The 25,429-nt window shown below is 64.9% G+C and carries 23 protein-coding genes; 18 read left to right on the plus strand and 5 right to left on the minus strand.

What is annotated here, in order from left to right; translation table 11 throughout:
• Window positions 1-5: 5 nt before the first annotated feature.
• The 3 genes from KF719_RS09800 to KF719_RS09810 are packed head-to-tail and all read left to right on the plus strand — an operon-like array spanning window position 6 to window position 1,286.
• Entirely contained in the window at window positions 6-689 is a 684-nt protein-coding gene (locus KF719_RS09800; RefSeq protein WP_293508532.1) for an LON peptidase substrate-binding domain-containing protein, read from the plus strand.
• Between the two features lie 29 nt (window positions 690-718).
• Complete coding sequence (locus tag KF719_RS09805; protein ID WP_293508533.1) at window positions 719-931, plus strand: Trm112 family protein; 213 nt, start codon at window positions 719-721, stop codon at window positions 929-931.
• Window positions 924-1,286 carry a DUF971 domain-containing protein gene (locus tag KF719_RS09810; protein WP_293508534.1) on the plus strand — a complete coding sequence of 121 codons (363 nt, stop codon included), beginning with the start codon at window positions 924-926 and terminating at the stop codon, window positions 1,284-1,286. The genes KF719_RS09805 and KF719_RS09810 overlap by 8 nt, the downstream gene beginning before the upstream one ends.
• Here KF719_RS09810 and KF719_RS09815 read toward each other — a convergent pair whose 3' ends face one another.
• Window positions 1,287-2,516, minus strand: a complete 1,230-nt coding sequence (locus KF719_RS09815) for an FAD-dependent monooxygenase (RefSeq protein ID WP_293508535.1) — start codon at window positions 2,514-2,516, stop codon at window positions 1,287-1,289.
• 95 nt (window positions 2,517-2,611) lie between these two features.
• On the opposite strand from KF719_RS09815, the gene KF719_RS09820 reads away from it, so the two are divergent.
• Window positions 2,612-3,967: an amidase gene (locus KF719_RS09820; protein ID WP_293508536.1), complete on the plus strand. Its 1,356-nt coding sequence runs from the start codon at window positions 2,612-2,614 to the stop codon at window positions 3,965-3,967.
• A gap of 59 nt (window positions 3,968-4,026) precedes the next feature.
• Here the strand turns inward: KF719_RS09820 and KF719_RS09825 are convergent, their stop codons facing one another.
• Window positions 4,027-6,234, minus strand: a complete 2,208-nt coding sequence (locus KF719_RS09825) for a PQQ-dependent dehydrogenase, methanol/ethanol family (protein WP_293508537.1) — start codon at window positions 6,232-6,234, stop codon at window positions 4,027-4,029.
• A 446-nt stretch (window positions 6,235-6,680) separates the two neighbouring features.
• On the opposite strand from KF719_RS09825, the gene KF719_RS09830 reads away from it, so the two are divergent.
• From KF719_RS09830 to KF719_RS09890, 13 genes are all read left to right on the plus strand, one after another.
• Window positions 6,681-8,018, plus strand: coding sequence for an ammonium transporter (locus KF719_RS09830; RefSeq protein WP_293508538.1), 1,338 nt, complete (start codon window positions 6,681-6,683; stop codon window positions 8,016-8,018).
• A 354-nt stretch (window positions 8,019-8,372) separates the two neighbouring features.
• Complete coding sequence (locus KF719_RS09835) at window positions 8,373-8,711, plus strand: P-II family nitrogen regulator (protein ID WP_293508539.1); 339 nt, start codon at window positions 8,373-8,375, stop codon at window positions 8,709-8,711.
• 66 nt (window positions 8,712-8,777) lie between these two features.
• A complete protein-coding gene (locus KF719_RS09840) occupies window positions 8,778-10,121 on the plus strand; it encodes an ammonium transporter (RefSeq protein WP_293508540.1) in 1,344 nt (447 codons plus the stop codon).
• Window positions 10,122-10,563: 442 nt separating this feature from the next.
• Entirely contained in the window at window positions 10,564-11,817 is a 1,254-nt protein-coding gene (locus KF719_RS09845; protein WP_293508541.1) for an ammonium transporter, read from the plus strand.
• A gap of 278 nt (window positions 11,818-12,095) precedes the next feature.
• A complete protein-coding gene (locus KF719_RS09850) occupies window positions 12,096-13,328 on the plus strand; it encodes an aminotransferase class I/II-fold pyridoxal phosphate-dependent enzyme (protein ID WP_293508542.1) in 1,233 nt (410 codons plus the stop codon).
• 104 nt (window positions 13,329-13,432) lie between these two features.
• The gene (locus KF719_RS09855; RefSeq protein WP_293508543.1) at window positions 13,433-16,000 is read left to right on the plus strand and encodes a DNA translocase FtsK 4TM domain-containing protein; all 2,568 of its coding nucleotides are present in this window, start codon (window positions 13,433-13,435) and stop codon (window positions 15,998-16,000) included.
• 111 nt (window positions 16,001-16,111) lie between these two features.
• On the plus strand, window positions 16,112-16,801 hold the full coding sequence (locus KF719_RS09860; RefSeq protein ID WP_293508544.1) for an outer membrane lipoprotein carrier protein LolA: 690 nt from the start codon (window positions 16,112-16,114) through the stop codon (window positions 16,799-16,801).
• A 95-nt stretch (window positions 16,802-16,896) separates the two neighbouring features.
• Window positions 16,897-17,793, plus strand: coding sequence for a gamma-glutamyl-gamma-aminobutyrate hydrolase family protein (locus tag KF719_RS09865; RefSeq protein ID WP_293508545.1), 897 nt, complete (start codon window positions 16,897-16,899; stop codon window positions 17,791-17,793).
• A complete protein-coding gene (locus KF719_RS09870) occupies window positions 17,729-19,111 on the plus strand; it encodes a glutamine synthetase family protein (protein ID WP_293508546.1) in 1,383 nt (460 codons plus the stop codon). The genes KF719_RS09865 and KF719_RS09870 overlap by 65 nt, the downstream gene beginning before the upstream one ends.
• A gap of 209 nt (window positions 19,112-19,320) precedes the next feature.
• A complete protein-coding gene (locus tag KF719_RS09875) occupies window positions 19,321-20,703 on the plus strand; it encodes an aspartate aminotransferase family protein (RefSeq protein ID WP_293508547.1) in 1,383 nt (460 codons plus the stop codon).
• A 447-nt stretch (window positions 20,704-21,150) separates the two neighbouring features.
• Complete coding sequence (locus KF719_RS09880; protein WP_293508548.1) at window positions 21,151-21,774, plus strand: hypothetical protein; 624 nt, start codon at window positions 21,151-21,153, stop codon at window positions 21,772-21,774.
• 27 nt (window positions 21,775-21,801) lie between these two features.
• A complete protein-coding gene (locus KF719_RS09885; protein WP_293508549.1) occupies window positions 21,802-22,608 on the plus strand; it encodes an exodeoxyribonuclease III in 807 nt (268 codons plus the stop codon).
• A gap of 255 nt (window positions 22,609-22,863) precedes the next feature.
• Entirely contained in the window at window positions 22,864-23,514 is a 651-nt protein-coding gene (locus tag KF719_RS09890; protein WP_293508550.1) for a TetR/AcrR family transcriptional regulator, read from the plus strand.
• On the opposite strand, the gene KF719_RS09895 is transcribed toward KF719_RS09890, so the two are convergent.
• Window positions 23,505-23,984, minus strand: a complete 480-nt coding sequence (locus tag KF719_RS09895) for a PaaI family thioesterase (protein ID WP_293508551.1) — start codon at window positions 23,982-23,984, stop codon at window positions 23,505-23,507. The genes KF719_RS09890 and KF719_RS09895 overlap by 10 nt on opposite strands.
• Window positions 23,977-24,471, minus strand: coding sequence for a Crp/Fnr family transcriptional regulator (locus tag KF719_RS09900; protein WP_293508552.1), 495 nt, complete (start codon window positions 24,469-24,471; stop codon window positions 23,977-23,979). Before KF719_RS09900 ends, KF719_RS09895 begins: the two co-directional genes overlap by 8 nt.
• Before the next feature lie 100 nt (window positions 24,472-24,571).
• On the opposite strand from KF719_RS09900, the gene KF719_RS09905 reads away from it, so the two are divergent.
• Window positions 24,572-25,033 carry a thioesterase family protein gene (locus tag KF719_RS09905; RefSeq protein WP_293508553.1) on the plus strand — a complete coding sequence of 154 codons (462 nt, stop codon included), beginning with the start codon at window positions 24,572-24,574 and terminating at the stop codon, window positions 25,031-25,033.
• On the opposite strand, the gene KF719_RS09910 is transcribed toward KF719_RS09905, so the two are convergent.
• Window positions 25,030-25,404 (minus strand): nuclear transport factor 2 family protein, encoded by a 375-nt coding sequence (locus KF719_RS09910; protein WP_293508554.1) that lies wholly within the window; start codon window positions 25,402-25,404, stop codon window positions 25,030-25,032. The genes KF719_RS09905 and KF719_RS09910 overlap by 4 nt on opposite strands.
• Window positions 25,405-25,429 lie beyond the last annotated feature (25 nt).

The raw sequence follows: 25,429 nt of genomic DNA on the forward strand, positions 1-25,429 counted from the left end.
TCGGCATGAGTTTCACGGATCGATACCGGACGACGGCGGACCTGCCGGGAACGATCCCGGTCTTTCCGCTTGCCGGCGCGATCCTGCTGCCGCGCGGACAATTGCCGCTCAACATTTTCGAACCGCGCTATCTGAAGATGATCGACGATGCCATTCGCGGCGACCGTATTGTCGGCATGGTTCAGCCCGACGGCGACGAGGCGATCCTCGCCTCGCAGATCGACGGCCGCAAGCCGCCGCTCTGCGCCACCGGTTGCGCCGGCCGCGTCACCTCCTTTGCCGAAACCGGCGACGGACGCATGGTCATCACGCTGACGGGCATCTGCCGCTTCGTCCTCGGGCCGGAACTGCCGGCAATGACGCCCTACCGTCAATTCGAAGTCGACTGGGACGCTTTCGCCGACGACCTGACGCCCGGCCACGGGCAGGACGAGGTCTCCCGCGAACGCCTGCTCGAAATCCTGAAGGAATATCTCGACACGCATGGCCTGCAGGCCGACTGGCGCGCCATCAAGCTGTCGTCGAACGAAACGCTGGTCAACTCGCTCTGCACCATCAGCCCCTATGGGCCGCGCGAGAAGCAGGCCTTGCTCGAAGCGAAGACGCTGGAAGACCGCAACCAGATGCTGATTGCGCTCACCGAACAGGCGCTGCGCGAACTCTCGCCGGGCGACGCCACGGTGCAGTAGCGCAAGCGGCACAACAAACGGAAAGAAACATGACCGAGACACAGGAAAGCGCCCGCGGCCAGCGCATGGAAGTCGATCCGAAGCTGCTCGAAATTCTGGTCTGCCCCGTCACCAAGACGACGCTGCGCTACGACCGCGAAAAGCAGGAGCTGATTTCGGAGAAGGCGCGTCTCGCCTTCCCGATCCGCGACGGCATTCCGATCATGCTGGTCGACGAGGCCCGGTCGCTCGACGATGCCTGATACGCATCCCTGGCCGGTCGAAATCAAACTGAAAAAATCCGAACGCCTTCTCGAAATATCCTTCGATGACGGCGCGCATTTTCGTCTCGCGGCGGAGCTGCTGCGCGTCGAAAGCCCATCGGCCGAAGTGCAAGGTCATGGGAGCGGACAAAAGAAGACCGTGCCCGGCAAGGCGAACGTCACCATCGTCGCGCTCGAACCCGTCGGCAATTACGCGCTGCGCATCGTCTTCGACGACGGCCACGACACCGGCCTCTTCACCTGGGAGACGCTCTATCGGCTGGGCCGCGACGGCGAAAAAATCTGGACGGATTATCTGACGGCGCTGGAGCGCGAAGGCCTCGCCCGCGAGTGACTAAACCGCCTCACCCTTCAAGAGCCGCGGCAGGTCGCCGACGGCGCCGCCGGCATGACGCATGAAGAAGCGGCGGAGCGGCGGCAGTTCGTTGACGATCCCGAGCCCGAGATCGCGCGCCAGCCTGAGCGGGCCGATGTCGTTGGAGAAGAGCCGGTTGAGCCCGTCCATCAGCAGCGACAGCGCCACATTGTCGAAACGCCGCCAGCGCTGGTAACGCTCCAGCACGTCGAGCGCGCCGATATCGAGCCCGAGCCGCGCCGCATCGACGACGACTTCGGCCGCCGCCGCGACATCGCGCAGTCCGAGATTGAGCCCCTGGCCGGCAATCGGATGGATGCCATGCGCCGCATCGCCGACAAGCGCGAGGCGTGGCCGCACATAATCGCGCGCAAGCTGCAGCGTCAGCGGATAGGACCAGCGCGGTCCGACAGGCGCGCATGTCCCGAGATAGTCGCCGAAGCGCGCCCGCATCTCCTCGGCGAAAGCATCATCGCCAAGCGCAAGGATCGCTTTTGCGTCCGCGGTCTTTTCGGTCCAGACCAGCGACGCGCGGTTGCCGACCATCGGCAGGATCGCGAAGGGCCCGCCGGGCAGGAAATATTCCTGCGCGACGCCCTCATGCGGCAATTCGTGCTCGACGGTGCAGACAATGCCGGTCTGCCCGTAGTCCCAGCCGACGGTGCGGATGCCGGCCGCCTCGCGCGTCGGCGAATTGCGCCCGTCGGCGGCGAAGCAAAGCCGCGCCGTCACGCTTTCGCCATTGGCGAGCGTCGCGGTGACGCCGGCGCCGTATTCGACGCGCTTCACCGATTGCGGCGCGACGAGCCGGATCGCCGGTTCGGCCTCCACCGCCTTTTGCAGCGCGATGCGGATATGCCGGTTCTCGATCAGATTCCCGAGCGGTTCGTCGCCGATTTCCTTGTGGTCGAAATGCAGGAACAAGGGCGAGGCGCCCTCGCGCACCCGCCCGTCCGACACCATGATGTCGTTGATCGGCTGCATCTGGCCTTGAAGATGCGCGGTGACGCCCAGCCGCTCGAACATCCGGCAGGAGGCAAACGCAATGGCCGACACGCGGCCGTCGAATTTGGCGTCCGTCGCCGTCGCCGGGTCGAGCACGTCGACCACGGTGACGCTCAATCCGCCTTGCGCGCAGGCCAGCGCCAGCGGCAGGCCGGTCAACCCGCCGCCGACAATCAGTACATCGCTGTCGCTCGCACCGCTCATCGAAGCAAGATCGGCCGCGCGGACGCCAAAGGCAAGGGGCGGATGGACGCAAGCACCCGGCGGGCCTAATCTCCGCAAAAATGAAGGAGAGGCACATGGAATTCGCCGGCCTGACGGCGCTCGAACTCGGCCGCCGCTTCGAAAGCGGCGAGGCCGACCCGCGCGCCGTGACGGACGATTTCCTGGCCCGCGCCACCGCCGCCGATCCGGCGCATCGCATCTATGTGCGCCTGCTCGGGCCCCGCGCCCGCGCCGAGGCCGATGCCGCCGCCGCACGCGCAAGGAGCGGTTTGCGCCGCCACGCGCTCGACGGCGTGCCGCTTTCCTGGAAAGACCTGTTCGACACCGCCGGCGAGGCGACGGCGGCAGGCTCATTGCCGCTGAAAAATCGTGTGCCCGAACGCGATGCCGACGTGCTGGCGCGCGCCACCCGCGCCGGCGCCATCTGTCTCGGCAAGACGTCGATGACCGAGCTTGCCTTCTCCGGCCTCGGCATCAATCCGAATTTCGGCACACCCGCCAATGCGCATGACGATCATATCGAGCGTGTGCCGGGCGGCTCCTCGGCGGGCGCCGGCGTTTCGGTGGCGCGCGGGCTGGCCGCCGCCGCCATCGGCACCGACACCGGCGGCTCGGTGCGCATCCCCGCCGCATGGAACGGTCTTGTCGGCTTGAAGACGACGGCGGGCCACCTGCCGCTCGCGGGCACGGTGCCGCTTTCGCCGACCTTCGACACGGTGGGTCCGCTGGCAAAAACCGTCGAGGACGCGGCCGCGCTGCTCGCGCTTCTCGAAGGAAATCAGGCACGCGCGCTTCAGCCTTTCGATCTTTCCCGCGCCGTCTTCTGGCTGCCCGGCGGCATCGCATGGGAAGGCCTCGACGAGGGCGTCGCCACGGCGCTCGAAGCGGCGATCCGCCGCCTCGTCCATGCCGGCGCGCGTATTGTCGAACACAAGCTGCCCGAACTCGACGAAATCGACGCGCTCGCCTGGGCGCCGGGTTCGAGCCGCCTCGTCGCCGAAGCCCATGCGCAATGGGGCGAGATGCTGGCCGCCAACAAGACGGACATCTATCCGCCGGTTTACGAGCGCGTGATGGCGGGCGCGGCACTCACCGCATCCGGCATCGCCGCCGCCGATCTGAAGCGCGCCGAAATCCGCGCCCGCTACCTGGCGGCGACCGCAGGCGTCGATGCGGTGCTCCTGCCGACCGTCGCCATCTCGCCGCCGCCGATCGCGTCGCTCGAAGCCGGCGGCGAGCCTTACTTCCGCGCCAATCGCATGGCGCTCCGGAATGCGACCATCGGCAACCAGCTCGGCCTCTGCGCGATCACGCTTCCGGCGGGCTACGACAAGCTCGGCCTGCCGGTCGGCTTGATGCTGCAAAGCCATCCGTTCACGGAGGAAAAGCTGCTCGGCCTCGCCCTTGCCGTCGAGCGCGCCTTGCATTGAAAGCAAAAAACCCCGGAGATTTCTCTCCGGGGTTTCTTTCCTTGCCGGCGTCCCGCCCGTCAGTTGGTCGGTTCGCCCCGCGCCTTGTCTTCAAGCGCCCGCTTCTGGATATAGGAGAGGATCGCCTCGACGTCTTCCTCGCTGACGAGATCGGCAAAGCTTGCCATGCCGTTATCCGACAGGATGCCGCCACGCACAATGTCCTGGAAGTGTTCGCGGATATTCTCGCCCATCCGGCGAAGATCGGGCGTGACGCCCGGGCTGATCGCCAATGCGCCATGGCAGAGCATGCAGTATTGCGTATAGGCAATCTCGCCCTGCCGCACCGTCGCCTCGTCGGCCGTCAACGCCGGCCAGTCGGGGATCGACTGGTCGCGCAGCGCAAGCTGCGGCAGTTCCCCGCCGCCGCCGATCTTGAAGGCGAGCAACCGTCCCTCATTGCCGTATTTCGCCGCCGCCGACGTGCGCGCATCGCCCGAGACGATATTGACGCCGCCCCAGCCCGCCAGCACGGCGATATATTGTTCGCCATCGACCGTATAGGTGACGGGCGCGGCGACGATGCCGGTCTGGATGTATTGCGACCAGACGCGTTCGCCCGTGTCGGCCTTGTAGGCGTGGAAATAGCCGTCGGCCGTTCCCTGGAAAACGAGATTGCCGGCGGTCGCCAGTACACCGCCATTGAGCGGCGCGGGGTATTCCGCCTGCCAGCGCGCTTCGCCGGTCACCGGATCCCACGCCTTCAGGTAACCCTTCTCCATCGGGACTTCCGGCAGCGCCGTGATCGCGTCGATATAGGCGGTCCAGTCCATGCCGGTGTTCCACCAGTTCTCTTTCGGCGTGTACGTGCCCTCGTTCTTCCACTGCTCGCTCAGCGAATAGATGCCGGCGATGTCCTGCGTCGGGATGTAGACGAGGCCGGTGCCCGGATGAAACGCCATCGGGTGCCAGTTGTGTGCGCCATTGGCCGACGGCAGCACGAAGGCGGTCGCATGGCCGAATTCGCCTTCGCCCGTCTCGACCGGACGGCCCGTCTCGAGATCGACATGGCTTGCCCATGTCGTCGTCGAGAAAGGATTGGCGGAAATCAGTTTGCCGGTTTCGCGGTCGAGCACATAGAAGAAGCCGTTCTTCGGCGCCTGCATGATGACCTTGCGCTGTGCGCCATCGATCTCGATGTCGGCAAGCATCAGCGGCTGTGTCGCGGTGTAGTCCCAATTGTCGCCGGGCGTTGTCTGGTAGTACCACTTCATGCGGCCCGTATCGGCGTCGAGCGCCAGGATCGACGACAGATAGAGATTGTCGCCGCCGCCAGGCGAACGAATCTCGCGCGTCCAGGGCGAGCCGTTGCCGGTGCCGACATAAAGCGTGTTGCTCTCCGGCTCATAGACCATCGAGTCCCACGCCGTGCCGCCGCCGCCGATCTTCCACCACTCGCCGCCCTTCCATGTCGGCATCGCGGCTTCGAGTTCGGGATGTTCGACCGGCAGCGCCGGATCGCCCGGCACGGTGTAAAAACGCCATGCCTGCTCGCCGGTGTCGGTGTCGTAGGCGGTGATGTAGCCGCGCACGCCATATTCGGCGCCGCCATTGCCGATCACCACCTTGTCGCCGAAAACGCGCGGCGCGCCGGTGATCGTGTAAGGCGGTCCGGGGATCGTGTTGACTTCCCAGACGACGGAGCCGTCCGCCGCGTCGAGCGCGAATAGCCGCCCGTCGAAGCTCGCGGTATAGACGCGGCCCTTCCACACGGCGACGCCGCGATTGACGACGTCGCAGCAGCCATAGCGGCCCCACTCGCCGGGCACTTCCGGATCGAAGCGCCAGATTTCGCTGCCGCTCTTTGCATCGACCGCGATGGTGACGCCCCAGTTGAGCGACAGATACATGATGCCGTCGACGACGATCGGCGTCGCCTCGAGGCCGCGCGTCGTATAGGTGTCGAGCGACCACGCAAGCGCAAGCTCGCCGATATTGCCGTCATTGATGTCGTCGAGCGGCGAGAAGCGCTGCTCGTCATAGGTGCGGCCATGCGAAAGCCAGTTGCCGGGTTCCGCGTCCGCCGCCGCGATGCGCGCGCCGTCGATATCGGCCAGTCCGCGGGGCGCAGGCTCTTCGGCCGGCGTCTCGATGACCGGCGCTTCGACGACCGGCGTCCCGGCGCTGTCCGCGCCGCCGGAAATAAACTGCCAGCCGATAAAGCCGGCCAACACCACACCCGCCGCGGCGTTGACCGCCACAGGCCAATTCTTTGCCAGATCCGCCATGACCTCCCCGTCCCTGTTTCCCGGCCGCCAGCCGCCGCTTGGGCCGCGCCGATCCCCTGTTTGCGGAGTTGCACTCCACTTTTTGTGGCGAAAGCTTAGCCGAAGCGCCGATGCCGCGAAACCACCCCCTTCCCTGAAAAAAGCGCCGCTAATCCGCGCTCACCGCCGCCCGCCGCCGACTCGGAAAAGGCAGATAGCCTAAAAATTATGCAGATTGAAAAATCTGATTATTTTCGATGCACATTCTTGACTGCAAACAGTGACCCACCCGGCTCCCGAAAGAAATTTCCTAACAAATACAATGGGGTACGACTTCCGGCGCAAACGGCATGCTTCTTGAGAACAAGCGTATCAAGCGCCGGAAGACCGCACGCCGGGGAGACGGGCGGCGCGCCGCGCGCAACAAGGCCGGGGGCCATGCTCACCGGCGGCACATGGAGAAACGAATGACCGACACAATCGAAAGACGGGGGCTTGTCCGCCGGACCGCGCTGGCGGCCGCCACGGGCATTTTCGCGCTGGCCGCAACCGCCGGCGCCGCGCTCGCCGAGGAAGAAGTCGCTGAACTGAGTGCCGGCGACACCGCCTGGATGCTCACCGCCACCGCGCTGGTGCTGATGATGACCATTCCCGGTCTCGCGCTTTTCTACGGCGGCATGGTGCGCAAGAAGAATTTCGTTGCGATGGGCGCACAGATTTTCGCGATCGCCGCATTGATGTCGGTGGTCTGGATGGTCATCGGCTACTCGCTGGCGTTCAGCGATGGCGGCTCGATGAACGCCTGGGTCGGCGGCCTCGACAATCTCTTCCTCGCGGGCCTCACCGTCGATGCGCTGTCGGGCACAATCCCCGAAAGCGTCTTCATGACCTTCCAGATGACCTTCGCGATCATCACCCCGGCGCTGATCGTCGGCGCCTTTGCCGACCGCATGAAGTTCTCCAGCATGCTGGTCTTCATGACACTCTGGGTGATCTTCATCTACGCGCCGATCTGTCACTGGGTCTGGGGCGGCGGCTTCCTCGGCGAGGACGGCGTTCTCGACTTCGCCGGCGGCACGGTGGTGCACATCAATGCCGGCGTCGCCGGTCTCGTCGCCTGCCTCGTGCTCGGACCCCGCAAGGGCTTCGGCATGGAAAACATGGCGCCCAACAATGTCGTGCTGACGATGGTCGGCGCGGCGCTGCTCTGGGTCGGCTGGTTCGGCTTCAACGCCGGTTCGCAGCTCGCCGCCGACGGCAATGCCGGCATGGCGATGGCGGTGACGCAGATCGCAACCGCAACGGCCGTGCTCGGCTGGATGGCCGCCGAATGGATCGTCCATCGCAAGCCGACGCTGCTCGGCATGGCGACCGGCGCCATTGCCGGTCTCGTCGCGATCACCCCGGCGGCCGGCTTCGTCGATCCGATGGGCGCGCTCTGGATCGGTCTCGCCTCGGGCGTCATCTGCTTCATCGCCTCCACCAGCGTCAAGCGCGCCATCGGTTATGACGACGCGCTCGACGTCTTCGGCGTCCATGCGGTCGGCGGCATCGTCGGCGCGATCCTGACCGGCGTCTTCGCCACCATCGCCATCACCGGCGGCGACACGCCGCTTGGCGGCCTCGAAGGCAACTGGGCCCAGGTCGGCGTCCAGATCAAGGGCGTCATCGCCACGATCGTCTATTGCGGTCTCGGCACCTTCGTTCTGCTGATGGTGACCAAGATCTTCTTCGGCCTGCGCGTGACGCCGCAGGAAGAAGTCGATGGCCTCGACATCAGCCTGCACGGCGAAACGATCCACTGACGATCGCTCACACCGCAACGAAAGGGCGCTCCCGCGGGGGCGCCCTTTTTTATGTGCGAAATGCCCGCGCACGCCGTGTCGCTCCGTGGGCTGACTGTCGTCGAAACAGGTTGCACAGAATTTGTGCAGCAACACGCCGCAACATGGGCATTGCGGCGCATCCCGGTCGGCGAGTGACGAAAATCCGCCCGAGTCCGGCGCTTTTTGCATCTTCGCAGTCGCGGCACGGTTCTTGATTGGTAGCTCTGGTCCGCGCCCTTGCGGCTGTCGCAGTTTGCGGCGTGGCAAGGGTCGAACAAACAGCACGCCGGATGCGAGAGGCGGTTCGGTGGCAATAGAAAAGAGGAAACTCAAATGAAGCTCGTTATGGCGATCATCAAGCCATTCAAGCTGGACGAAGTCCGCGAAGCGTTGACCGCGATCGGCGTCCAGGGCCTGACCGTGACGGAAGTCAAAGGCTACGGCCGTCAGAAGGGCCAGACCGAAATCTACCGCGGTGCGGAGTATGCGGTGAACTTTCTGCCGAAGTTGAAGATCGAGATCGTGGTGGCCAGCGACCAGGCCGACGCGGTCGTGTCCGCGATCAGTGGCGCTGCCAAGACCGGCCAGATCGGCGACGGCAAGATTTTTGTAATTTCCGTCGAGCAGGTGCTGCGTATCCGCACAGGCGAAACGGACGCGGAAGCCCTTTAATCCGCCTACGGATTGAAGGGGTTTTGCGGCAACAGGGGACGGCAACCCTCTAACGAGAGAGGAACGATGATTAAGATAGGAAGATACACACGCCTGGCGGGCATGGCGGGGCTCGCGACACTGGCAATGACTGTGCCCTCGATGGCGCAGGAAATCGAGGAGATCGCGGAAGAGGCGTTCGAACTGAGCGGCCCTGAAACGGCATATATCTTCAACACGCTGCTGTTTCTGATCGGCGGTTTCCTCGTCATGTGGATGGCGGCGGGCTTCACCATGCTCGAAGCGGGCCTGGTGCGTTCGAAAAACGTCGCCATGCAATGCACCAAGAACATCAGCCTCTACTCGATCGCCGGCATCCTCTATTACCTCGTCGGCTACAACCTGATGTATGACGGCGTCGATGGCGGCTGGTTCGGTTCGCTGTCGCTCTGGGGTGTCGACGACACGGGCGGCGTTGCCGAAGATGGCACGGGCTATTCGTCCGCCTCCGACTGGTATTTCCAGATGGTCTTCGTCGCCACCGCCGCGTCGATCGTGTCGGGCACGCTGGCCGAACGCATTCGCCTCTGGCCCTTCCTCCTCTTCACGGTTTTCCTGACCGGGTTCATCTACCCAATCCAGGGCGCCTGGCAGTGGGGCGGCGGCTGGCTCAGCGAAATGGGCTTCTCCGATTTCGCCGGCTCGACGATCGTTCACTCGACGGGCGGCTGGGCTGCGCTGATGGGCGCGATCATCCTCGGGCCGCGTCTCGGCAAATACGTCAAGGGCGGCGGCATCAACCCGATGCCCGGTTCGTCCATGCCGCTGGCGACGCTCGGCACCTTCATCCTCTGGCTGGGCTGGTTCGGCTTCAACGGCGCCTCACAACTCGCGCTGGGTACCGTCGCGGACGCAAACGCGGTGGCGACCATCTTCATCAACACCAACATCGCCGCAGCCGGCGGTGTGGTGGCGGCGCTGGCGCTGACGCAGCTCCTCTACAAGAAGGTCGACATCACCATGGCGTTGAACGGCGCGCTTGCCGGTCTCGTCTCGATCACGGCCGAACCGCTGACCCCGACGCTCGGCTGGGCGCTCGGCATCGGCGCCATCGGCGGCGTCATCGTGGTGCTGACGGTGCCGCTGCTCGACAAGCTCCATATCGACGACGTGGTGGGCGCCATTCCGGTCCATCTCTTCGCCGGCATCTGGGGCACGATGGCGGTTCCGCTGACCAATGCCGAAACGAGCTTCGCCGTTCAGGCGACAGGCGTCGTCTCGATCGGCCTCTTCGTGGCGATCACGAGCCTTGTGCTCTGGACGGCGCTGCGCGTCACCATCGGCATAAGGGCGAGCGAAGAAGAGGAAATGATGGGCATGGACAAGGGCGAGATCGGCGTCGAGGCCTATCCCGAGTTCGTGACCAACTAGACCGCATCATGGGCGCGGAGGTCTCCCTCGGGCCTCCGCACTCCTCCCGCAGCCGCCGGCGTCCCCTGCCACCAAATCCGGGGCGCCGGCGGCGACACTTGGAGCCCGGTAGGTCCCCCCTCCCGGGCTCCTTTTTTATCCGCGCCGCGGCGCCTCGCATTGCCGTCCGCCTGATTTTTGACCAGCGCGGCCGATGCACAAGAATTAATCCGAATGCCTCCAAAGCGTGGCTATTCGCTAGGCGCTTCCAAGCGTCTCTCCCGGCCCCTTTTTGCTAAGTCATTGATCGGCTTGCCTTTCAAACCGGCAACGTCGTGGCATGCCTCTTGATTGTGCAGGGCGCTGAAGAAAAAGGCCGGTAACGGCCTCAGCCGTCCGGCCGGGAACTCGAAAAGGGGGGAACGCGACCGGGCTCCTTGGTGGCAACGAAAGGGAGATCCCCATGGATCCGATCGAAAGCGCTAGCGCCGGTCTCGGCGCGGGCGGCGACGTCTTTTTCATTCTGATGGGCGCCATTCTGGTTTTCGCGATGCATTCCGGCTTCGCCTTTCTCGAAGTCGGCACGGTGCGTCACAAGAACCAGGTCAACGCGCTGGTCAAAATCCTGGCGGATTTCGCCGTTTCGACGGTCGCCTACTTCTTCATCGGCTACAGCGTCGCCTATGGCGTCGACTTTCTGGTCAATGCCGCCGAGCTGAGCGGCAGCAGCGCCGAGGGCGCAAGCTACGGGCCTCAGGGCGTCGACCTTGTGAAATTCTTCTTCCTGCTGACCTTCGCCGCCGCCATTCCGGCGATCATTTCGGGCGGCATTGCCGAGCGCGCCCGCTTCTGGCCGCAGGCCGCCGCGACCGCCATCATCGTCGGTCTGGTCTATCCCTTCTATGAAGGTCTGGTCTGGAATGGCAACTGGGGCTTCCAGGATTGGCTCGAAGGCACGTTCGGCGCACCCTTCCACGATTTCGCCGGCTCGATCGTCGTCCATGCGGTCGGCGGCTGGCTGGCCTTTTCGGCCGCCATCCTGCTTGGCCGCCGTCTTGGCCGCTACACCAAGGACGGCAAGCTGATCGGCTTTCCGCCCTCCTCGATCCCTTGGCTGGCGCTCGGCTCCTGGCTGCTCTGCATCGGCTGGTTCGGCTTCAACGTCGTCTCGGCGCAATCGCTGGAGGGCGTCTCGGGCCTCGTCGCGATGAACTCGGTGCTGGCCATGGCCGGCGGCATCCTTGCCGCGCTCGTCGTCGGCCGCAACGATCCGGGCTTCATCCACAACGGCGCACTGGCCGGCCTCGTCGCCGTCTGCGCCGGCTCCGACATCATGCACCCGGCGGGCTCGCTCATCGTCGGCGGCGTCGCCGGTGCGCTTTTTGTGGTGATGTTCGACTTCTGCCAGCGTCGCCTGAAGATCGACGACGTGCTGGGCGTATGGCCGCTGCACGGGCTGTGCGGCCTCTGGGGCGGTCTGGCGGCCGGCATTTTCGGCATGGCGGAGCTTGGCGGCCTCGGTGGCGTCAGCTTCATGAGCCAGCTTGTCGGTTCGCTGGCGGGCGTCGTCTACGCCACCCTTCTCGGCCTCGTCGTCTATGGCGGCCTGAAACTGGTCGTCGGCATTCGCCTGACCGCAGAGGAAGAGCACCGCGGCGCCGACCTCTCGATCCACAATATCGGCGCCAACCCGGAATCCGAGATCCCGGTCCGCTGAACGCTTGACCTCCGGGGCGGCCCATCGCCGCCCCCCTCCTTTTGACAATTTTTCCAGGGCGACCGGCGGTCGCCCTGGACGGTTAACCAATGGTTAATGATTTGCTTGCAATTGTGTGGATAAGGCGCGGGAATTCCACAGCTTTTTCCACCGGGTGCGGGACATGCCGCCACTGGACCCACCTCACTGCCATGGATAAGATCGCGCCGGCCCACGACGCTTAACCATCGGGACCCGCGCATTTGCTCGCGTCCGGTCCCGAACCCCGCGCGAGTTCCATGACGGACCATGCCGCCGCCTCCCGTTTCGACAGCCTGCCCGGCAGCCCCTTTCCGCGCCTCAATGCGCTGATCGACGGTGTGTCGCCCGGCAAGCCGCCGCTCATCATGTCGCTGGGCGAGCCGCAGCACGCCTTCCCCGCCTTCGTGATGGAAGAAATCGCGCGCAATTCCGCCCTTTTCGGCAAATATCCGCCGATCGTCGGCACCGCCGCGTTCCGCGCCGCCGCCGCCGGCTGGCTGGCGCGCCGCTACGGACTGGCCGACGCCATCGGCAAGGACGCCGCCCTCGATCCCGACCTCCAGATCCTGCCGGTCAACGGCACCCGTGAGGCGCTCTTCAACATCGCCCTCGTCGCGACACCGCCCGAAAAGCGCGGGCAACGCCCGGCGATCCTGATGCCCAATCCCTTCTACCAGTGCTATGCGGCAGCCGCCTTGGCCGCCGGCGCGGAGCCCGTCTATGTGGCGGCGACCCGCGAAACGGGCTTCATGCCCGATTTCGAAGCCTTGCCCGAGGAACTGCTGGCGCGCACCGCGATGATCTATTTCTGCTCGCCCGCCAATCCGCAAGGCGCAGTCGCGAGCCTCGACTGGTTGAAAAACCTGATCGCCCTGGCGCGCCGCCACAGCATCGTGCTGGCCGTCGACGAATGCTATGCCGACATCTACGACCGCGAACCACCGGCAAGCGCCTTGCAGGCCGCGCTGGCCGCCGAGGCCGGCGGCAACGACCCCTTCGCCGATCTGATCGTCTTTCACTCGCTGTCAAAGCGCTCGAGCCTGCCGGGCCTGCGCGCCGGCTTCTGCGCCGGCGGCCGGGCGCTGATGGCCCGCTTCCGCGATTTCCGCAATGTCGCCGCGCCGCAAGTGCCGTTGCCGCTGATGGCCGCCGCCGCCGCCTGCTGGACCGACGACGCCCATGCCGCCGCCAATCGCGATCTCTATCGCGCCAAGATCGACGCCGCCGAGCGCGTTCTCGGCAATCGTTTGGGCTTCTACCGGCCGGCCGGCGGCTTCTTTCTCTGGCTCGATGTCGGCGACGGCGAGAAGGCGGCGCGCGAACTCTGGGCGAAGGCGGGCGTGAAAGTGTTGCCGGGCGCCTATCTATCGCGCGAAGATTCGCCTTACGGTCCGCCGGGCAATCCCGGCGCGGCCTATATTCGCGTGGCGCTGGTCGATGGTCTTGCCGAAACCGAAGAGGCGCTGGCCCGCATGGCGGAGGTTCTGTGATCGGTGCCGGAGTGCGCGCCGGCCGCAAGCCCGCCGCGAAAAAGAGCAGGACGCGTCCGGGAACCGTCTCCCGGAAGCAGGAGGCCTCAAGGGGCCATCGGAGGATGCAGCGCGTGAGGAGCTGGCTCGTCGACCCGCTCGCCTTTTTGCCGCCGTCGCTGCGCGCCTTCCTGGCGCGCCGCGCCTTCGAGGGCATTGGCGTCGCGCTGATCGCGCTCGGCGGTTTCTTGCTGCTCGCGGTGATGAGCTGGTCGATCGACGATCCGAGTTTCAACAACGCGACGACGCGCGCACCGGGCAACTGGATGGGACTGCCCGGCGCCTATGTCGCCGACATATTGCTTCAGACGCTCGGCCTTGCCGGTGTCTTGCTGCTGCTGCCCTTGTTCGTCTGGGGCGCGCGCGCCTTCGCGCATCGCCGCATCAACCTGATTGCCTTCCGTGTCGCCGCCTGGCTCGCCGCGACGCTTTTCGCCGCGACCGCCCTGAGCGCGCTGCCGCGCTTTGCCTTCTGGCCGCTGGCGCTCGGTCTCGGCGGCCTGCTCGGCGACGGGCTGGCCGCACTCGGCTTCTCGCTCTTCTCGCCCTTCACCGTCGATGGCGTCGCCTATGCGCTGACCGCCTTGGCTACGGCGCCCATCGCCTTTTTCCTGATCCTCTTTGCCGCCGACATCGCGCTTGCCGATCTGAAAGCCGCCGCCATTTGGGTGCGCGATCTGCGCAAGGTCACCGTCGCCGCCGAAGAGGAACGCCGCTACGCTTCCGGCGCCCGGCCGCGCCGCCGTGCCGGCGAGGATGAAGCGCCCGCCCGCCCCCATCGCCCCGATGTCGAACCGAGCCGCTTGCGCATTCTTGCCTGGGAGATCGGCGACCGTCTGACCGACGGCCTCGACCGCATTTTGCGGCGCGGCGATTATGCGCCGCTGTCGCAGGATGAAATCGACGCCGCCCGCGCCGGCGCGCTCGGCGGTTTCGGCCAGCGCGGTCTCGACGGCAGCGCCGCCGAACGCCGCGCCCGCCGCCGCGAGGCGCGCAATGCCCGCATCGCCGACGAACGCATCGAACCGAAATCCGACCGCCCCGGCCCCCGCGTCGCGCGCGGCGAAACGAAACCGCTGAAACCCTCGAACCGCGCCGCCCGCGAAGCGCAACCGAAGCTCCCGCTCGAACCCGCCGGCGACTATCAACTGCCGCCCTTGAGCCTGCTCGCCAAGCCGAAGCCGCCGGCAATGACCGCGAAGCTGACCGACGATGCGCTGCAGGCCAATGCCCGCCTGCTCGAATCCGTGCTCGACGATTTCGGCATCCGCGGCGAAATCATTTCGGTGCGCCCCGGCCCCGTCGTCACACTCTACGAACTCGAACCGGCGCCCGGCATCAAATCCTCGCGCGTCATTTCGCTGGCCGACGACATTGCCCGCTCGATGAGCGCCGTCTCGACGCGCGTCGCCGTCGTTCCCGGCCGCAACGTCATCGGCATCGAACTGCCGAACGCGCGCCGCGAAATGGTCTATCTGCGCGAACTGCTCGAAACCCGCGACTATGAAAACTCCGGCTCGAAGCTGACCCTGGCGCTCGGCAAGAACATTGGCGGCGAGCCGGTGCTTTCCGATCTCGCCCGCATGCCGCATCTCTTGATTGCCGGCACCACGGGCTCCGGCAAATCGGTCGGCATCAACACGATGATCCTCTCGCTGCTCTACCGGCTCTCGCCCGACCAGTGCAAGCTCATCATGATCGACCCGAAGATGCTCGAACTCTCGGTCTATGACGGCATCCCGCATCTGCTGGCGCCCGTCGTCACCGAACCCAAAAAGGCCGTGGTGGCGCTCAAATGGGTCGTCAAGGAGATGGAAGACCGCTACCGCAAGATGTCGAAAGTCGGTGTACGGAACATCGACGGCTACAACACCCGCGTGACCGAAGCGAATGCGCGCGGCGAGGTGCTGGTGCGCACCGTGCAGACCGGTTTCGACCGCGAAAGCGGTGAGGCGATCTATGAGGAAGAGGAAATGGACCTCGCGCCCATGCCCTTCATCGTCGTCATCGTCGACGAAATGGCCGACCTGATGATGGTCGCGGGCAAGGAAATCGAAGCCGCCGTGCAGCGCCTCGCGCAGATGGCGCGCGCCGCCGGCATCCACATCATCACCGCGACGCAGCGCCCGTCGGTGGACGTCATCACCGGCACCATCAAGGCGAATTTCCCGACCCGCATTTCCTTCCAGGTGACGTCGAAGATCGACAGCCGCACCATTTTGGGCGAACAGGGCGCCGAACAATTGCTGGGCCAGGGCGACATGCTCTACATGGCCGGCGGCGGCCGCATCCGCCGCGTCCACGGACCCTTCGTATCCGACGAGGAAGTCGAGAAGGTCGTGACCTTCCTGAAGAAACAGGGCGTGCCGGAATATCTCGAAGCGATCACCGCCGAAGACGACGAGGGCGGCGATCCCTTCGCCTTCGAGAGCCCGGGCTCCGGCGACGACCTCTACGACAAGGCGGTAGCGATCGTCGCGCGCGACAAGCGCGCCTCGACAAGCTACATCCAGCGCCGCCTGCAGATCGGCTACAACCGCGCCGCGCGCCTGATCGAACTTATGGAAGAACAGGGCGTCGTCAGCCCGCCCAATCATCAGGGAAAGCGCGAGGTGCTGGTCGGCGACCACTGACGAAACGACGGATTCATGCCGTTTCGCCGTTAAGGTTCCAACAAGAATATGCCGCCAAAACGCCTTAACGGGCGCCACATTTTGCCACAAAGGCCGTCCATGTTTATTGCCATGAGCAATCTCGACCAAAATCACCGCCGCCGTCAGGGCATGCTGTTCGCAGCCGCCGCCGTCGGCATCGGCATGTTGATCGTCGCCTTTGTCAGCGGTGGCGCGGCGCGCGCCGAAGCGGCGTCCGATGCGGCCATCGCCGCAACGAGCGACGAACAGGCGCTCGACGATGCCAGCGCCTACCTCGCGGCGCTTGAAAACATGCAGGGCGATTTCCTGCAGCTCGGTCCCGACGGTTCGGTCGCCGAGGGCAAGTTCTATCTGCGCCGGCCGGGCCGCCTGCGTTTTGAATATCAGCCCCCGGACAATTTGCTGGTGGTCGCCGACGGCACCTGGGTCGCGGTCAAGGACAGTTCCTCGCCCGCGCAGCGCTACCCCATCGCCTCGACGCCGCTGAGCCTCTTTCTCGCCGCCAATGTCGATCTCGCAAAGTCCGCCCGCGTGCTCAATGTCGAAAGCCAGCCCGGCGCGCTGCTGATCACGCTGGCCGACCGCGCCGGCGAGGCCCCCGGCCAGATCACGCTGGTGTTCGACCAGCCCAACATGCAGCTCCGCCAGTGGGTCGTCACCGACGCGCAAGGCCTGCAAACGACCGTTGCCTTGCGCAATGTCCAGTCGGGCATCCGCGCCGACAATGCGCTCTTCACCCTGCGCGACGAGCAACGCCCGGCCATCGGCGGCCGACAGTAGGGCGCGTTCCGTCGATTATCTTCCACACGCGCCGCATCCCCGCAAAAGCCGGTACCTTGACCTTTCAGGGGTCCGGCGTGGTAATTTGACGGGGCATGACCCGAAAATCCCCAAATCCCGCGCGGCGCCGGCCCATTGTCGGTGTGCCTTGCGACGTCAAGATGCTGGGTCCGCACCCTTTTCATGCGGTCGGCGAAAAATACATCGCCGCCGTCGATGGCGGCGCCGATTGCCAGCCCGTGCTGCTGCCGGTGCCGCGCGCGCCGCTCGACGCTGGTGCCGACCTTGAGGAAATCTTCGCGCTTTGCGACGGCATCTTCCTCACCGGCTCGCATTCCAACGTCCATCCCGAACTTTACGGCGGCGCCCATCCGCGCGAGGGCGTGCTGCTCGACCGCCAGCGCGATGCGCTGACGCTCGATCTGATCCGCGCCTGCGTCGCGCGCGCCGTGCCGCTCTTCTGCGTCTGCCGCGGCTTTCAGGAATTGAACGTCGCTTTCGGCGGCACGCTGCATCAGCACATACACGAGGAGCCGGGCGAGCAAGGATTCGCGCCGCGCCTCGACCACCGCGAGGGGAAAGACGACCCGCTCGAAATTCAGTATGGCCCCGCCCATGAGGTTACGCTCGTGGCCGGCGGCGTCTTCGAGGGCCTACTCGGCGCCGCGAAGATCGAGGTCAACTCGCTGCATGGGCAGGGCATCGCGAAGCTCGCGCCCGGCCTCACCGTCGAGGGCCGCGCGCCGGACGGCACGATCGAGGCGGTGCGCGTGACCGGCGCGAAAGGTTTCGCGCTCGGTGTGCAATGGCACCCGGAATGGCGCTACTGGGAAAACCCGGTCTCGCAAAAACTTTTCCGGGCATTCGGAGACGCGGTGCGCGAGGCGGCCGCGAATAACAAGTCCACACAGGAAAGCAAGGTGTCCCATGGCGATGGGCGAGGAGAAGACGGAGACGGTCGGCAGCACGGACGATCTGGTAAAGTGGCTTAAGGACCGCCGCATCACCGAAGTCGAATGCATGGTCTCCGACATGGCCGGCATCGCGCGCGGCAAGATCATCCCGACACGGAAGTTCGTCGCCGGCCTCACCGAGCGTTCGCTGAAGCTGCCGGAATCGATTTTCGGTCAGACCGTCACCGGCGACTATATCGACAGCGACTTTCTGGGCGACATCGAACCCGACATCATCCTCGATCCCGACCCGGCGACCGTGCGCGTCGTGCCCTGGTACGACGAGCCGACGGCGCAGATCATCTGCGACGCCAATTACCGCGACGGCCGCCCGGTGCCGATCGCGCCGCGCAACGTGCTGAAGCGCGTGCTGGCGCTGTTCGACGAGAAGGGCTGGCAGCCCGTCGTCGCGCCCGAGATCGAATTTTATCTGGCGGCGAAAAATATCGACCCCGACTATCCGCTGGAACCGCCGGTCGGCGCCAATGGCCGCCAGGAGACCGCGCGGCAATCCTACGGCATCGACGCGGTCAACGAATTCGATCCGATCTTCGAGGACATGTACGATTTCTGCGAGGCGCAGGATCTCGACATCGACACGCTGATCCATGAATCGGGCGCCGCCCAGGTCGAGATCAATTTCGATCACGGCGACCCGCTCGAAATCGCCGATCAGGCGTTCCTCTTCAAGCGCACCATGCGTCAGGCCGCCTTGCGCCACGGCATCTACGCGACTTTCATGGCCAAGCCCTATGAGGGCGAGCCCGGCAGCGCGATGCATATTCACCAGTCGATTGTCGACAACGAAACCGGCGACAATCTTTTCGCCAACAAACAGGGCAAGGACACGAAGCTCTTCCTCGCCTATATCGCGGGCCTGCAGAAATTCCTGCCCGACGCGATGGCGCTGATCGCACCCAACGTCAATTCCTACCGCCGCATCGTCCGCGACCACGCCGCCCCCATCAACACCCATTGGGGCCACGAGAACCGCACGGTGGGCCTGCGCGTGCCGGAAGCCAAGCGCAACGGGCGGCGCATCGAAAACCGCGTGCCGGGCGCCGACGCCAATCCCTATCTCGCCATCGCCACGTCGCTCGCCTGCGGCTATATCGGCATGACGAACGACCTGAAGCCGACCAAGGAAATGACCGGCAACGCCTATGACAGCAAGCGCTACGCCCTGCCGCGCCACCTCCTCGACGCGCTCGACAATCTGCGTACCTCGTCGGAACTGAAGGAAGTGCTCGGCCAGGATTTCGTGCAGGTCTATATGGACGTCAAGCTGACCGAACACGAAGCCTATCAGCAGGTGATCTCCGCCTGGGAACGCGAGCATCTGCTGCTGAACGTGTGAGAAGGGTCGCTAGCCACCCGGCGACCCTTCCCCTATAATCACTCCATGACCAGCGATGCCTTCACACCCGCTGCAAGGATGCGTCTCGCCAAGCGCGAGCTGCTGATCCTCTGCGCCCGCATCGGCTACAATCCGTAGAGCCGCTCCGCGCGCCTTCAATGGCGCGTCCTTCCGCATATCTCTTTCATTCGGAACACGGAGCAAATCCCATGTCGCAGACAGCCGCGATTTCCAACCAGACCAAACGCTGGCAGGAGATGGATGCCGCCCATCATCTCCACCCCTTCACGACTCACAAAGACCTCGCCCGGACCGGCGCCCGCGTCATCACCCGCGCCGAGGGCGTCTATCTCTATGACAGTGAAGGCAAGCGCCTGATCGACGGCATGGCCGGCCTCTGGTGTGTGCAGGTAGGTTATGGCCGCGAGGAACTGGCCGAAGCCGGTTACAAGGCGCTGAAGGAACTGCCCTACTACAACAACTTCTTCCAGACGACGAACCCCTACGCGGCCGAACTGTCGCAGAAACTGTCGGAGGTTTGCCCGAAAGGCATCGACCGTTTCTTCTTTGCGAATTCCGGCTCCGAAGGCAACGACAGCGCCATCAAGCTGATCCGCTACTACTGGAACCTGATGGGCAAACCGAAAAAGAAAACCTTCATCGCCCGCAAGAAGTCCTATCACGGCGTCACGCTGGCCGCCGCCTCGCTGTCGGGCCTGCCGCATCTTCATCCGCAATTCGACCTGCCGCTGCCGGGCTTCGTCCATGTCGAATGCCCGGACTGGTTCGCCGAAGGCGGCGAGCGCACGCCGGAAGAGCACGGGCTTTTCGCGGCGAAAAGCCTTGAAGACAAGATCCTCGAACTCGGGGCTGAAAACGTCGCCGCCTTTGTCGCCGAACCCGTGCAGGGCGCCGGCGGGCTGATTATTCCGCCTGCGAACTATTGGGCCGAGATCCAGCGCATCTGCCGCAAATACGATGTGCTGCTGCATATCGACGAAGTGATCTGCGGCTTCGGCCGCACCGGCAACTGGTTCGGCTGCGACACCTACGGCATCGAGCCCGACATGATCAACATGGCCAAGGGCCTGTCGTCCGGCTACCAGCCGATCGCCGCCGTCGGCGTCGGTGCCCGCGTCGGCGACGTCCTCTTCAATTCCGACGAGGAGATGGCGCATGGCTACACTTATTCGGGCCACCCGGTCGCAGCGGCCGTCGCGCTCGCCAATCTCGAACTGATGCAGAAGGAAAAGCTGGTCGAGAAGGCCGGCGGCGCCACCGGCGCGCATTTCCAGAAGCGCCTCGCCGAACTCGACGCCCATCCGCTGGTCGGCGGCACACGCGGCGTCGGCCTCCTCGGCGCCATCGAGATCGTCAAGGACCGGAAGACCCGCGGCAAGTTTCCGGACGTCGGCACCGTCGGCGCGCAATGCCGCAATCACTGCTTCTCGAACGGCCTCATCATGCGCGCCATCGGCGACACGATGGTCCTGAGCCCGCCACTGACCATCACCGAGAGCGAAACCGACGAGCTTTTCGCGCTCGCCCGCCGCTGCCTCGACCTGACGGCGAAGGATCTCGGCGTCGCCTGACCGCTGCCGCGCGCCTCATGCGGCCGTTTGCCGCATGGGCCGCCGGCGGCCGGGAATCGGACCGAAAAGAGCGGATTCCTGCTGTTTTCCGGTATCTCCAGTGGCATTAATCCACAGTTTACCTGTGTAAACAAAGCGTATTGAAGCCCGGCCGGGCCGCACCTATCTAGTTCCCTATAAGGGCCGAGCTTTATGCCGCCCGGGTGACCTGCCCCCCGCTCACCCGCCGCGGCGCTTCTGGCCCCTTTAGCGCCGGTCTTTCCCCTCCCGGCGCCACGCGCGAACAGCGCGGTTGCGCCTCGCCTCCCCCCGGCGGGGCGCAACTTTTTTTGCGCCCCGCCATCCTTGAAATAAAGGTGGGGGGCGCAACTTTTTTGTGCCCGCCCTTTATGCAGCTAAGCTGCGTTCGCGCGACTCGCGCCACCTTCCCCTGGACCTTGAGAATTCATGCCGCGCCCTTTCGACGAACCCGGCGAACCGCATCTGACCATTTCCGACAGCGAGCTGATGCGGCTCGAGGAGGAGATCCCGATTCTGGCGGGCCTGCGCGCCTTTGCCGAGGAAGCGGTCCACATGCCGTGGTTCTCGAAGCTCGGCCGCCCGCTCGATGCCGAGACGCGGGCGCTGGCGCGCTCCTGGCTCGACGGTCTGGGCTTCCCCGATGCCGAGGTCGCCCGCCTGCGCGACTGGTCGGAAGCCGCCGACGCCGCCGCGACGCTCGATTTCGATCCGGTGCATTGGGAGGCCGAGGAGGGCCTGCGCGCGAGCCTTTCGTCCGACGCGCTCGAACGCCTGAGCGAAGACGGGCTGACGATCGCGATGACGCATGTCTCGGCATTGCTCGGCGAACGCATCGGCAATGCGGTGCGCGACGCCGCCGCCTTCTGGGAGGTCGAGGACGAGGAGCTGCTGAACGCCGCCGCCGGTGCCGCCCTTCACGCGGCGCATGGCGCGGCGCTGGCGCTGATCGTCGAGGCCGATGCCGACCATCCCTTCCGCCGCAAATTCTCGCTTTTCACGCGCGGCCGCTGGCCCATCGGCATTGCCGGCCTGACGCTCAACATTTTCTGAAACCCGCCGCCAACCGGAACAGCCCCCGTGAACCTCAAAATCGCCACCTGGAACATCAATTCCGTCCGCCTGCGGATCGAGCTCGTCGAACGTCTCTTGAAGCAGGAAAAGCCCGATGTGCTGTGCCTGCAGGAAATCAAATGCGTCAACGACGCCTTTCCGTTGAAGGCGATCAAGAAAGCCGGCTACGAACATGTCGCGATCAACGGCCAGAAGGGCTATCACGGCGTCGCCATCGCGAGCCGCATCCCCTTCAAGAAGACCGAGGCGCGCGAATTTTGCGGGAAAGGCGATTGCCGCCATCTCTCGGCCGATCTCGACATTCCGGGTGGGTTGCGCGTCCATAATTTCTACGTGCCGGCCGGTGGCGATGAGCCCGATCCCGAGATCAACGACAAGTTCGCCCACAAGCTCGACTTCGTTCGCGAGATGACACGGCTCTACGAAGGCCACAAGACGAAGTCGAAAAACCGCATGGTGCTGGTCGGCGATCTCAACATCGCGCCGCTCGAACACGACGTCTGGTCGCACAAGCAATTGCTGAAAGTCGTCAGCCACACGCCCGTCGAGGTCGATCTGATGAACGAGCTCTACGCCTCGCATGACTGGGTCGATGTGATGCGCCGCTTCGTGCCCGACACCGAGAAGCTCTATTCCTGGTGGAGCTACCGCGCCAAGGACTGGCTGGCCGCCGATCGCGGCCGCCGCCTCGATCACATCTGGGTGACGCCGGCGCTCGCCGACGCGCCGACATCGATGAAAGTCCTGAAGGAAGCGCGGGGGTGGGAGCGGGCGTCGGATCATGCGCCGGTAATCGCGACGCTGAGGCTCTAGCTGGGGGGGCCAGCCTCGGGGGTGAAGGCCTCGCCGCGCGCCCGCTCCTGGGGTTCCTACCGCTGCCGATTTTGCGGGGCGAAGTTGGGGCTCCGCCACGCCGGTCTTTTAATGGGGTAGATGCCCCATATTAGGGTATTGACCCTATTCACGCAAGAGGGCAGCTTCGGGCGGGGATAAACCGGGGACAAGTCTGCCGCTGCGTCCTCGCACGACAGATCGACAACAGTTTTTTGACAGTCCAGTGACAGATCGATGACAAAGCCTGCCAAAGCCGGTCAAACGCCCGCCAGAACCAAGGATCGGATCCTGGCCGCGAGCCTGCGTCTCTTCAACGAAAACGGCTACGACGCGGTCACGACGGCGCGCATCTCAGACGAGGTCGGCATCTCGGAAGGCAACCTCTGGTATCACTTCCGCACCAAGCGCGATCTGGTGCGCGCCCATCAACTGGCGCTCTTTGTACTGATCGACAAACGCCTCGCCATCGCTTCGACACCGGACACGGTGCTCGAATCCTATGCGCTGTTCAATCGCCTGGTCTTCGAGGAAGTCTGGACCTATCAGTTTCTCTATCGCGACCAGGCCGAATACGGACGCACCTCGCCCGAGCTCGAGGATCGCGTTCACCGCATCTATGAAACGACGACGAACATGCTGGTCCGTTTCTTCCGTCACATGATCGAGGCAAAGCATCTCGACATGCCGGACGACGAACTGACCGCGCTTGCCGACAATGTGTGGATGGTCATTCGCTACTGGCCGAGCTTCCTGCGCGAAACGCGCCGCGTCGTGAAACTCGACAAGGCGGCGCTCAATGCCGGCATCCGCCATCACTTCGCGCTGTTCAACACGCATCTGACGCCCGAGGCGCGCGCCTTCTTCGCAAAGAAAGCCTACGCCTGAGCGTTGTTCTCCGCCGGCGCGTCTTTCCTTTTTAACGTTACGAAAGTTGCCGTCGAGCTTGCGGTCGCGATGAGCTTGCCGTCTTCCGACGTCAATTCGCCTTCGATGAAGCCGACCGACTTGCCGCGCTTGATGACACGCCCCATGCCGAGAATGCGCCCCGGCCGCGCCGGCGTCAGCATCGAGACTTTCAGTTCCAGCGTCGGCGAAATCTGTCCCCATTCGAGATCGAGACCGACGGCGAGGCTCATCACATCGTCGAGCATCGCCGCCACCATGCCGCCCTGAATGCCGCCCCACATGTTGCAGAGTTCGGGCCCGGCGTTGAACGCCACCTTCACGACGCGCGCCTCGCGGTCGGCGTCGAGAATTTCGAGCCCGAGATAGCGGCTCGCCGGCGCCATGCGCTTGAACACCGCCTGTATGTTCGGCGGCCAGTCCTGCCTTGCTTCCGCCTGACGCTCACTCATCCGCACCCCTGCCTTTTCCTGTTACGCGCGCATTTGTGTCGAGTCGATCACCCAGCGCCGACAGTTCCCGCCCGAGCAGCGCCAGCCGTCCGGCAAGCCGCGACGCGACCGCGCCCGCCATTTCCGGAAACTCGCCGATCAGCCGCTGAAACATGTCGCGGCCGATCCTGAGCGTGTGAAGCGACGAAACCGCCCGCACCGTCGTCACGCGTCGCCCCGGTTCGAACAAAGCCGTTTCGCCGATGAGATCGCCCCTGTCAAGCCTGAGCGCCTGCGCCGCGCCGCTGTCGTCGCGCGCCAGCATGGCGGCCTCGCCGTCGAGAATGAGATAGGCGCAGTCGGCCTCGTCGCCCGTCTCGAAAAGCGTCGCGCCCGGCGCATATTCGCGCCGCTCGCAGGTAAAGGCGACGACCTCGAGCCGCACCGGATCGAGGCCCGAAAAAAGCTCAAGGCGCTTCAGCATCTCGATGGCGGGTTCAAGGCTCATGGATGGAGCATAGCGGAGGCGCGCGTCCGCGCCAAAGACCCGATTTGCGCTTGCGCGGCGGCGACGCTAAGAAGTGCGAACCCCGAAACGGAGCATCCGCATGGCCTCGCCGACCTCCCCGATCGTCTGGGACTGGCCCGACCCCTTCATCCACGAAGTCCAGGTCGAACCCCGCCACATCGATGATTTTCAGCACACGAACAATGTCGTCTATCTGAGCTGGATGGCGAAAACCGCATGGGAGCATTCCAAGGCGCTGGGGATCGATTTCGCCTACTACAAGCGCCTCAACCGCGGCATGGTCGTGCGCCGCCACGAACTCGAATACCTGGCGGCGAGCTATGAAGGGCAGCGCGTGCTGGTGGCCACATGGATCACCGGCAATGACGGCCGCCTGCGGTTGCGCCGTCGTTTCCAGATGGTGAATGCCGAGACCGGACAGACGCTGCTGCGCGGCCTGACGGATTTTGTCTGCATCGATATCGAAAGCGGACGTGCGACGCGCATGCCGCCGCAATTCATCGTCGCCTATCGCCCCACCGCACGCGTCGAGGGAGACTAGGCCGAAAGCACCGCCGCCTGGGCCGGGTCGAGATATTCTTCAAGGCGCACAATGCGTCCATTCTCGACGAGACAGACAACGCAGGCCGGCATCGCAAACGCCGAGCCATCGGCAAGCGTTCCCCTGACCACATGCTGCTGCATGAAGCCGCCGGGAATGACGACGCGCCTGAGGACGTCGTAGCGCCGGCCGGGAAGCTTGCGCGCCATCCAGCGCAGAACCTTGAGGTTCTCCTCGACCGTTTGTTCCGCCTGACTGAAGTTGTGCCAGATGCGAGCGTCGGGCGCATAAACGCGCGCAACCTCGTCGGTGTCGCCCGTTTCGACGGCGCGGAAAAACCTCTCGGCCACCAGAAGCGCGTCGTCCACCATCCCGATCCTCCCCATGCGATCCCTT

It is taken from the genome of Parvibaculum sp. (genome assembly GCF_019635935.1).
Classification (GTDB): domain Bacteria; phylum Pseudomonadota; class Alphaproteobacteria; order Parvibaculales; family Parvibaculaceae; genus Parvibaculum.

What these genes read in the sequence shown, in the direction of transcription:
- KF719_RS09800 (WP_293508532.1), top strand. Translation starts at nt 6, where the DNA reads ATGAGTTTCACGGATCGATACCGGACGACGGCGGACCTGCCGGGAACG.
- KF719_RS09805 (WP_293508533.1), top strand. Translation starts at nt 719, where the DNA reads ATGACCGAGACACAGGAAAGCGCCCGCGGCCAGCGCATGGAAGTCGAT.
- KF719_RS09880 (WP_293508548.1), top strand. Translation starts at nt 21,151, where the DNA reads ATGCCGCGCCCTTTCGACGAACCCGGCGAACCGCATCTGACCATTTCC.
- KF719_RS09870 (WP_293508546.1), top strand. Translation starts at nt 17,729, where the DNA reads ATGGCGATGGGCGAGGAGAAGACGGAGACGGTCGGCAGCACGGACGAT.
- KF719_RS09815 (WP_293508535.1), bottom strand. Translation starts at nt 2,516, where the DNA reads ATGAGCGGTGCGAGCGACAGCGATGTACTGATTGTCGGCGGCGGGTTG.
- KF719_RS09900 (WP_293508552.1), bottom strand. Translation starts at nt 24,471, where the DNA reads ATGAGCCTTGAACCCGCCATCGAGATGCTGAAGCGCCTTGAGCTTTTT.
- KF719_RS09830 (WP_293508538.1), top strand. Translation starts at nt 6,681, where the DNA reads ATGACCGACACAATCGAAAGACGGGGGCTTGTCCGCCGGACCGCGCTG.
- KF719_RS09820 (WP_293508536.1), top strand. Translation starts at nt 2,612, where the DNA reads ATGGAATTCGCCGGCCTGACGGCGCTCGAACTCGGCCGCCGCTTCGAA.
- KF719_RS09810 (WP_293508534.1), top strand. Translation starts at nt 924, where the DNA reads ATGCCTGATACGCATCCCTGGCCGGTCGAAATCAAACTGAAAAAATCC.
- KF719_RS09910 (WP_293508554.1), bottom strand. Translation starts at nt 25,404, where the DNA reads ATGGTGGACGACGCGCTTCTGGTGGCCGAGAGGTTTTTCCGCGCCGTC.
- KF719_RS09840 (WP_293508540.1), top strand. Translation starts at nt 8,778, where the DNA reads ATGATTAAGATAGGAAGATACACACGCCTGGCGGGCATGGCGGGGCTC.
- KF719_RS09850 (WP_293508542.1), top strand. Translation starts at nt 12,096, where the DNA reads ATGACGGACCATGCCGCCGCCTCCCGTTTCGACAGCCTGCCCGGCAGC.
- KF719_RS09825 (WP_293508537.1), bottom strand. Translation starts at nt 6,234, where the DNA reads ATGGCGGATCTGGCAAAGAATTGGCCTGTGGCGGTCAACGCCGCGGCG.
- KF719_RS09835 (WP_293508539.1), top strand. Translation starts at nt 8,373, where the DNA reads ATGAAGCTCGTTATGGCGATCATCAAGCCATTCAAGCTGGACGAAGTC.
- KF719_RS09875 (WP_293508547.1), top strand. Translation starts at nt 19,321, where the DNA reads ATGTCGCAGACAGCCGCGATTTCCAACCAGACCAAACGCTGGCAGGAG.
- KF719_RS09905 (WP_293508553.1), top strand. Translation starts at nt 24,572, where the DNA reads ATGGCCTCGCCGACCTCCCCGATCGTCTGGGACTGGCCCGACCCCTTC.
- KF719_RS09865 (WP_293508545.1), top strand. Translation starts at nt 16,897, where the DNA reads ATGACCCGAAAATCCCCAAATCCCGCGCGGCGCCGGCCCATTGTCGGT.
- KF719_RS09895 (WP_293508551.1), bottom strand. Translation starts at nt 23,984, where the DNA reads ATGAGTGAGCGTCAGGCGGAAGCAAGGCAGGACTGGCCGCCGAACATA.
- KF719_RS09890 (WP_293508550.1), top strand. Translation starts at nt 22,864, where the DNA reads ATGACAAAGCCTGCCAAAGCCGGTCAAACGCCCGCCAGAACCAAGGAT.
- KF719_RS09860 (WP_293508544.1), top strand. Translation starts at nt 16,112, where the DNA reads ATGAGCAATCTCGACCAAAATCACCGCCGCCGTCAGGGCATGCTGTTC.
- KF719_RS09845 (WP_293508541.1), top strand. Translation starts at nt 10,564, where the DNA reads ATGGATCCGATCGAAAGCGCTAGCGCCGGTCTCGGCGCGGGCGGCGAC.
- KF719_RS09855 (WP_293508543.1), top strand. Translation starts at nt 13,433, where the DNA reads ATGCAGCGCGTGAGGAGCTGGCTCGTCGACCCGCTCGCCTTTTTGCCG.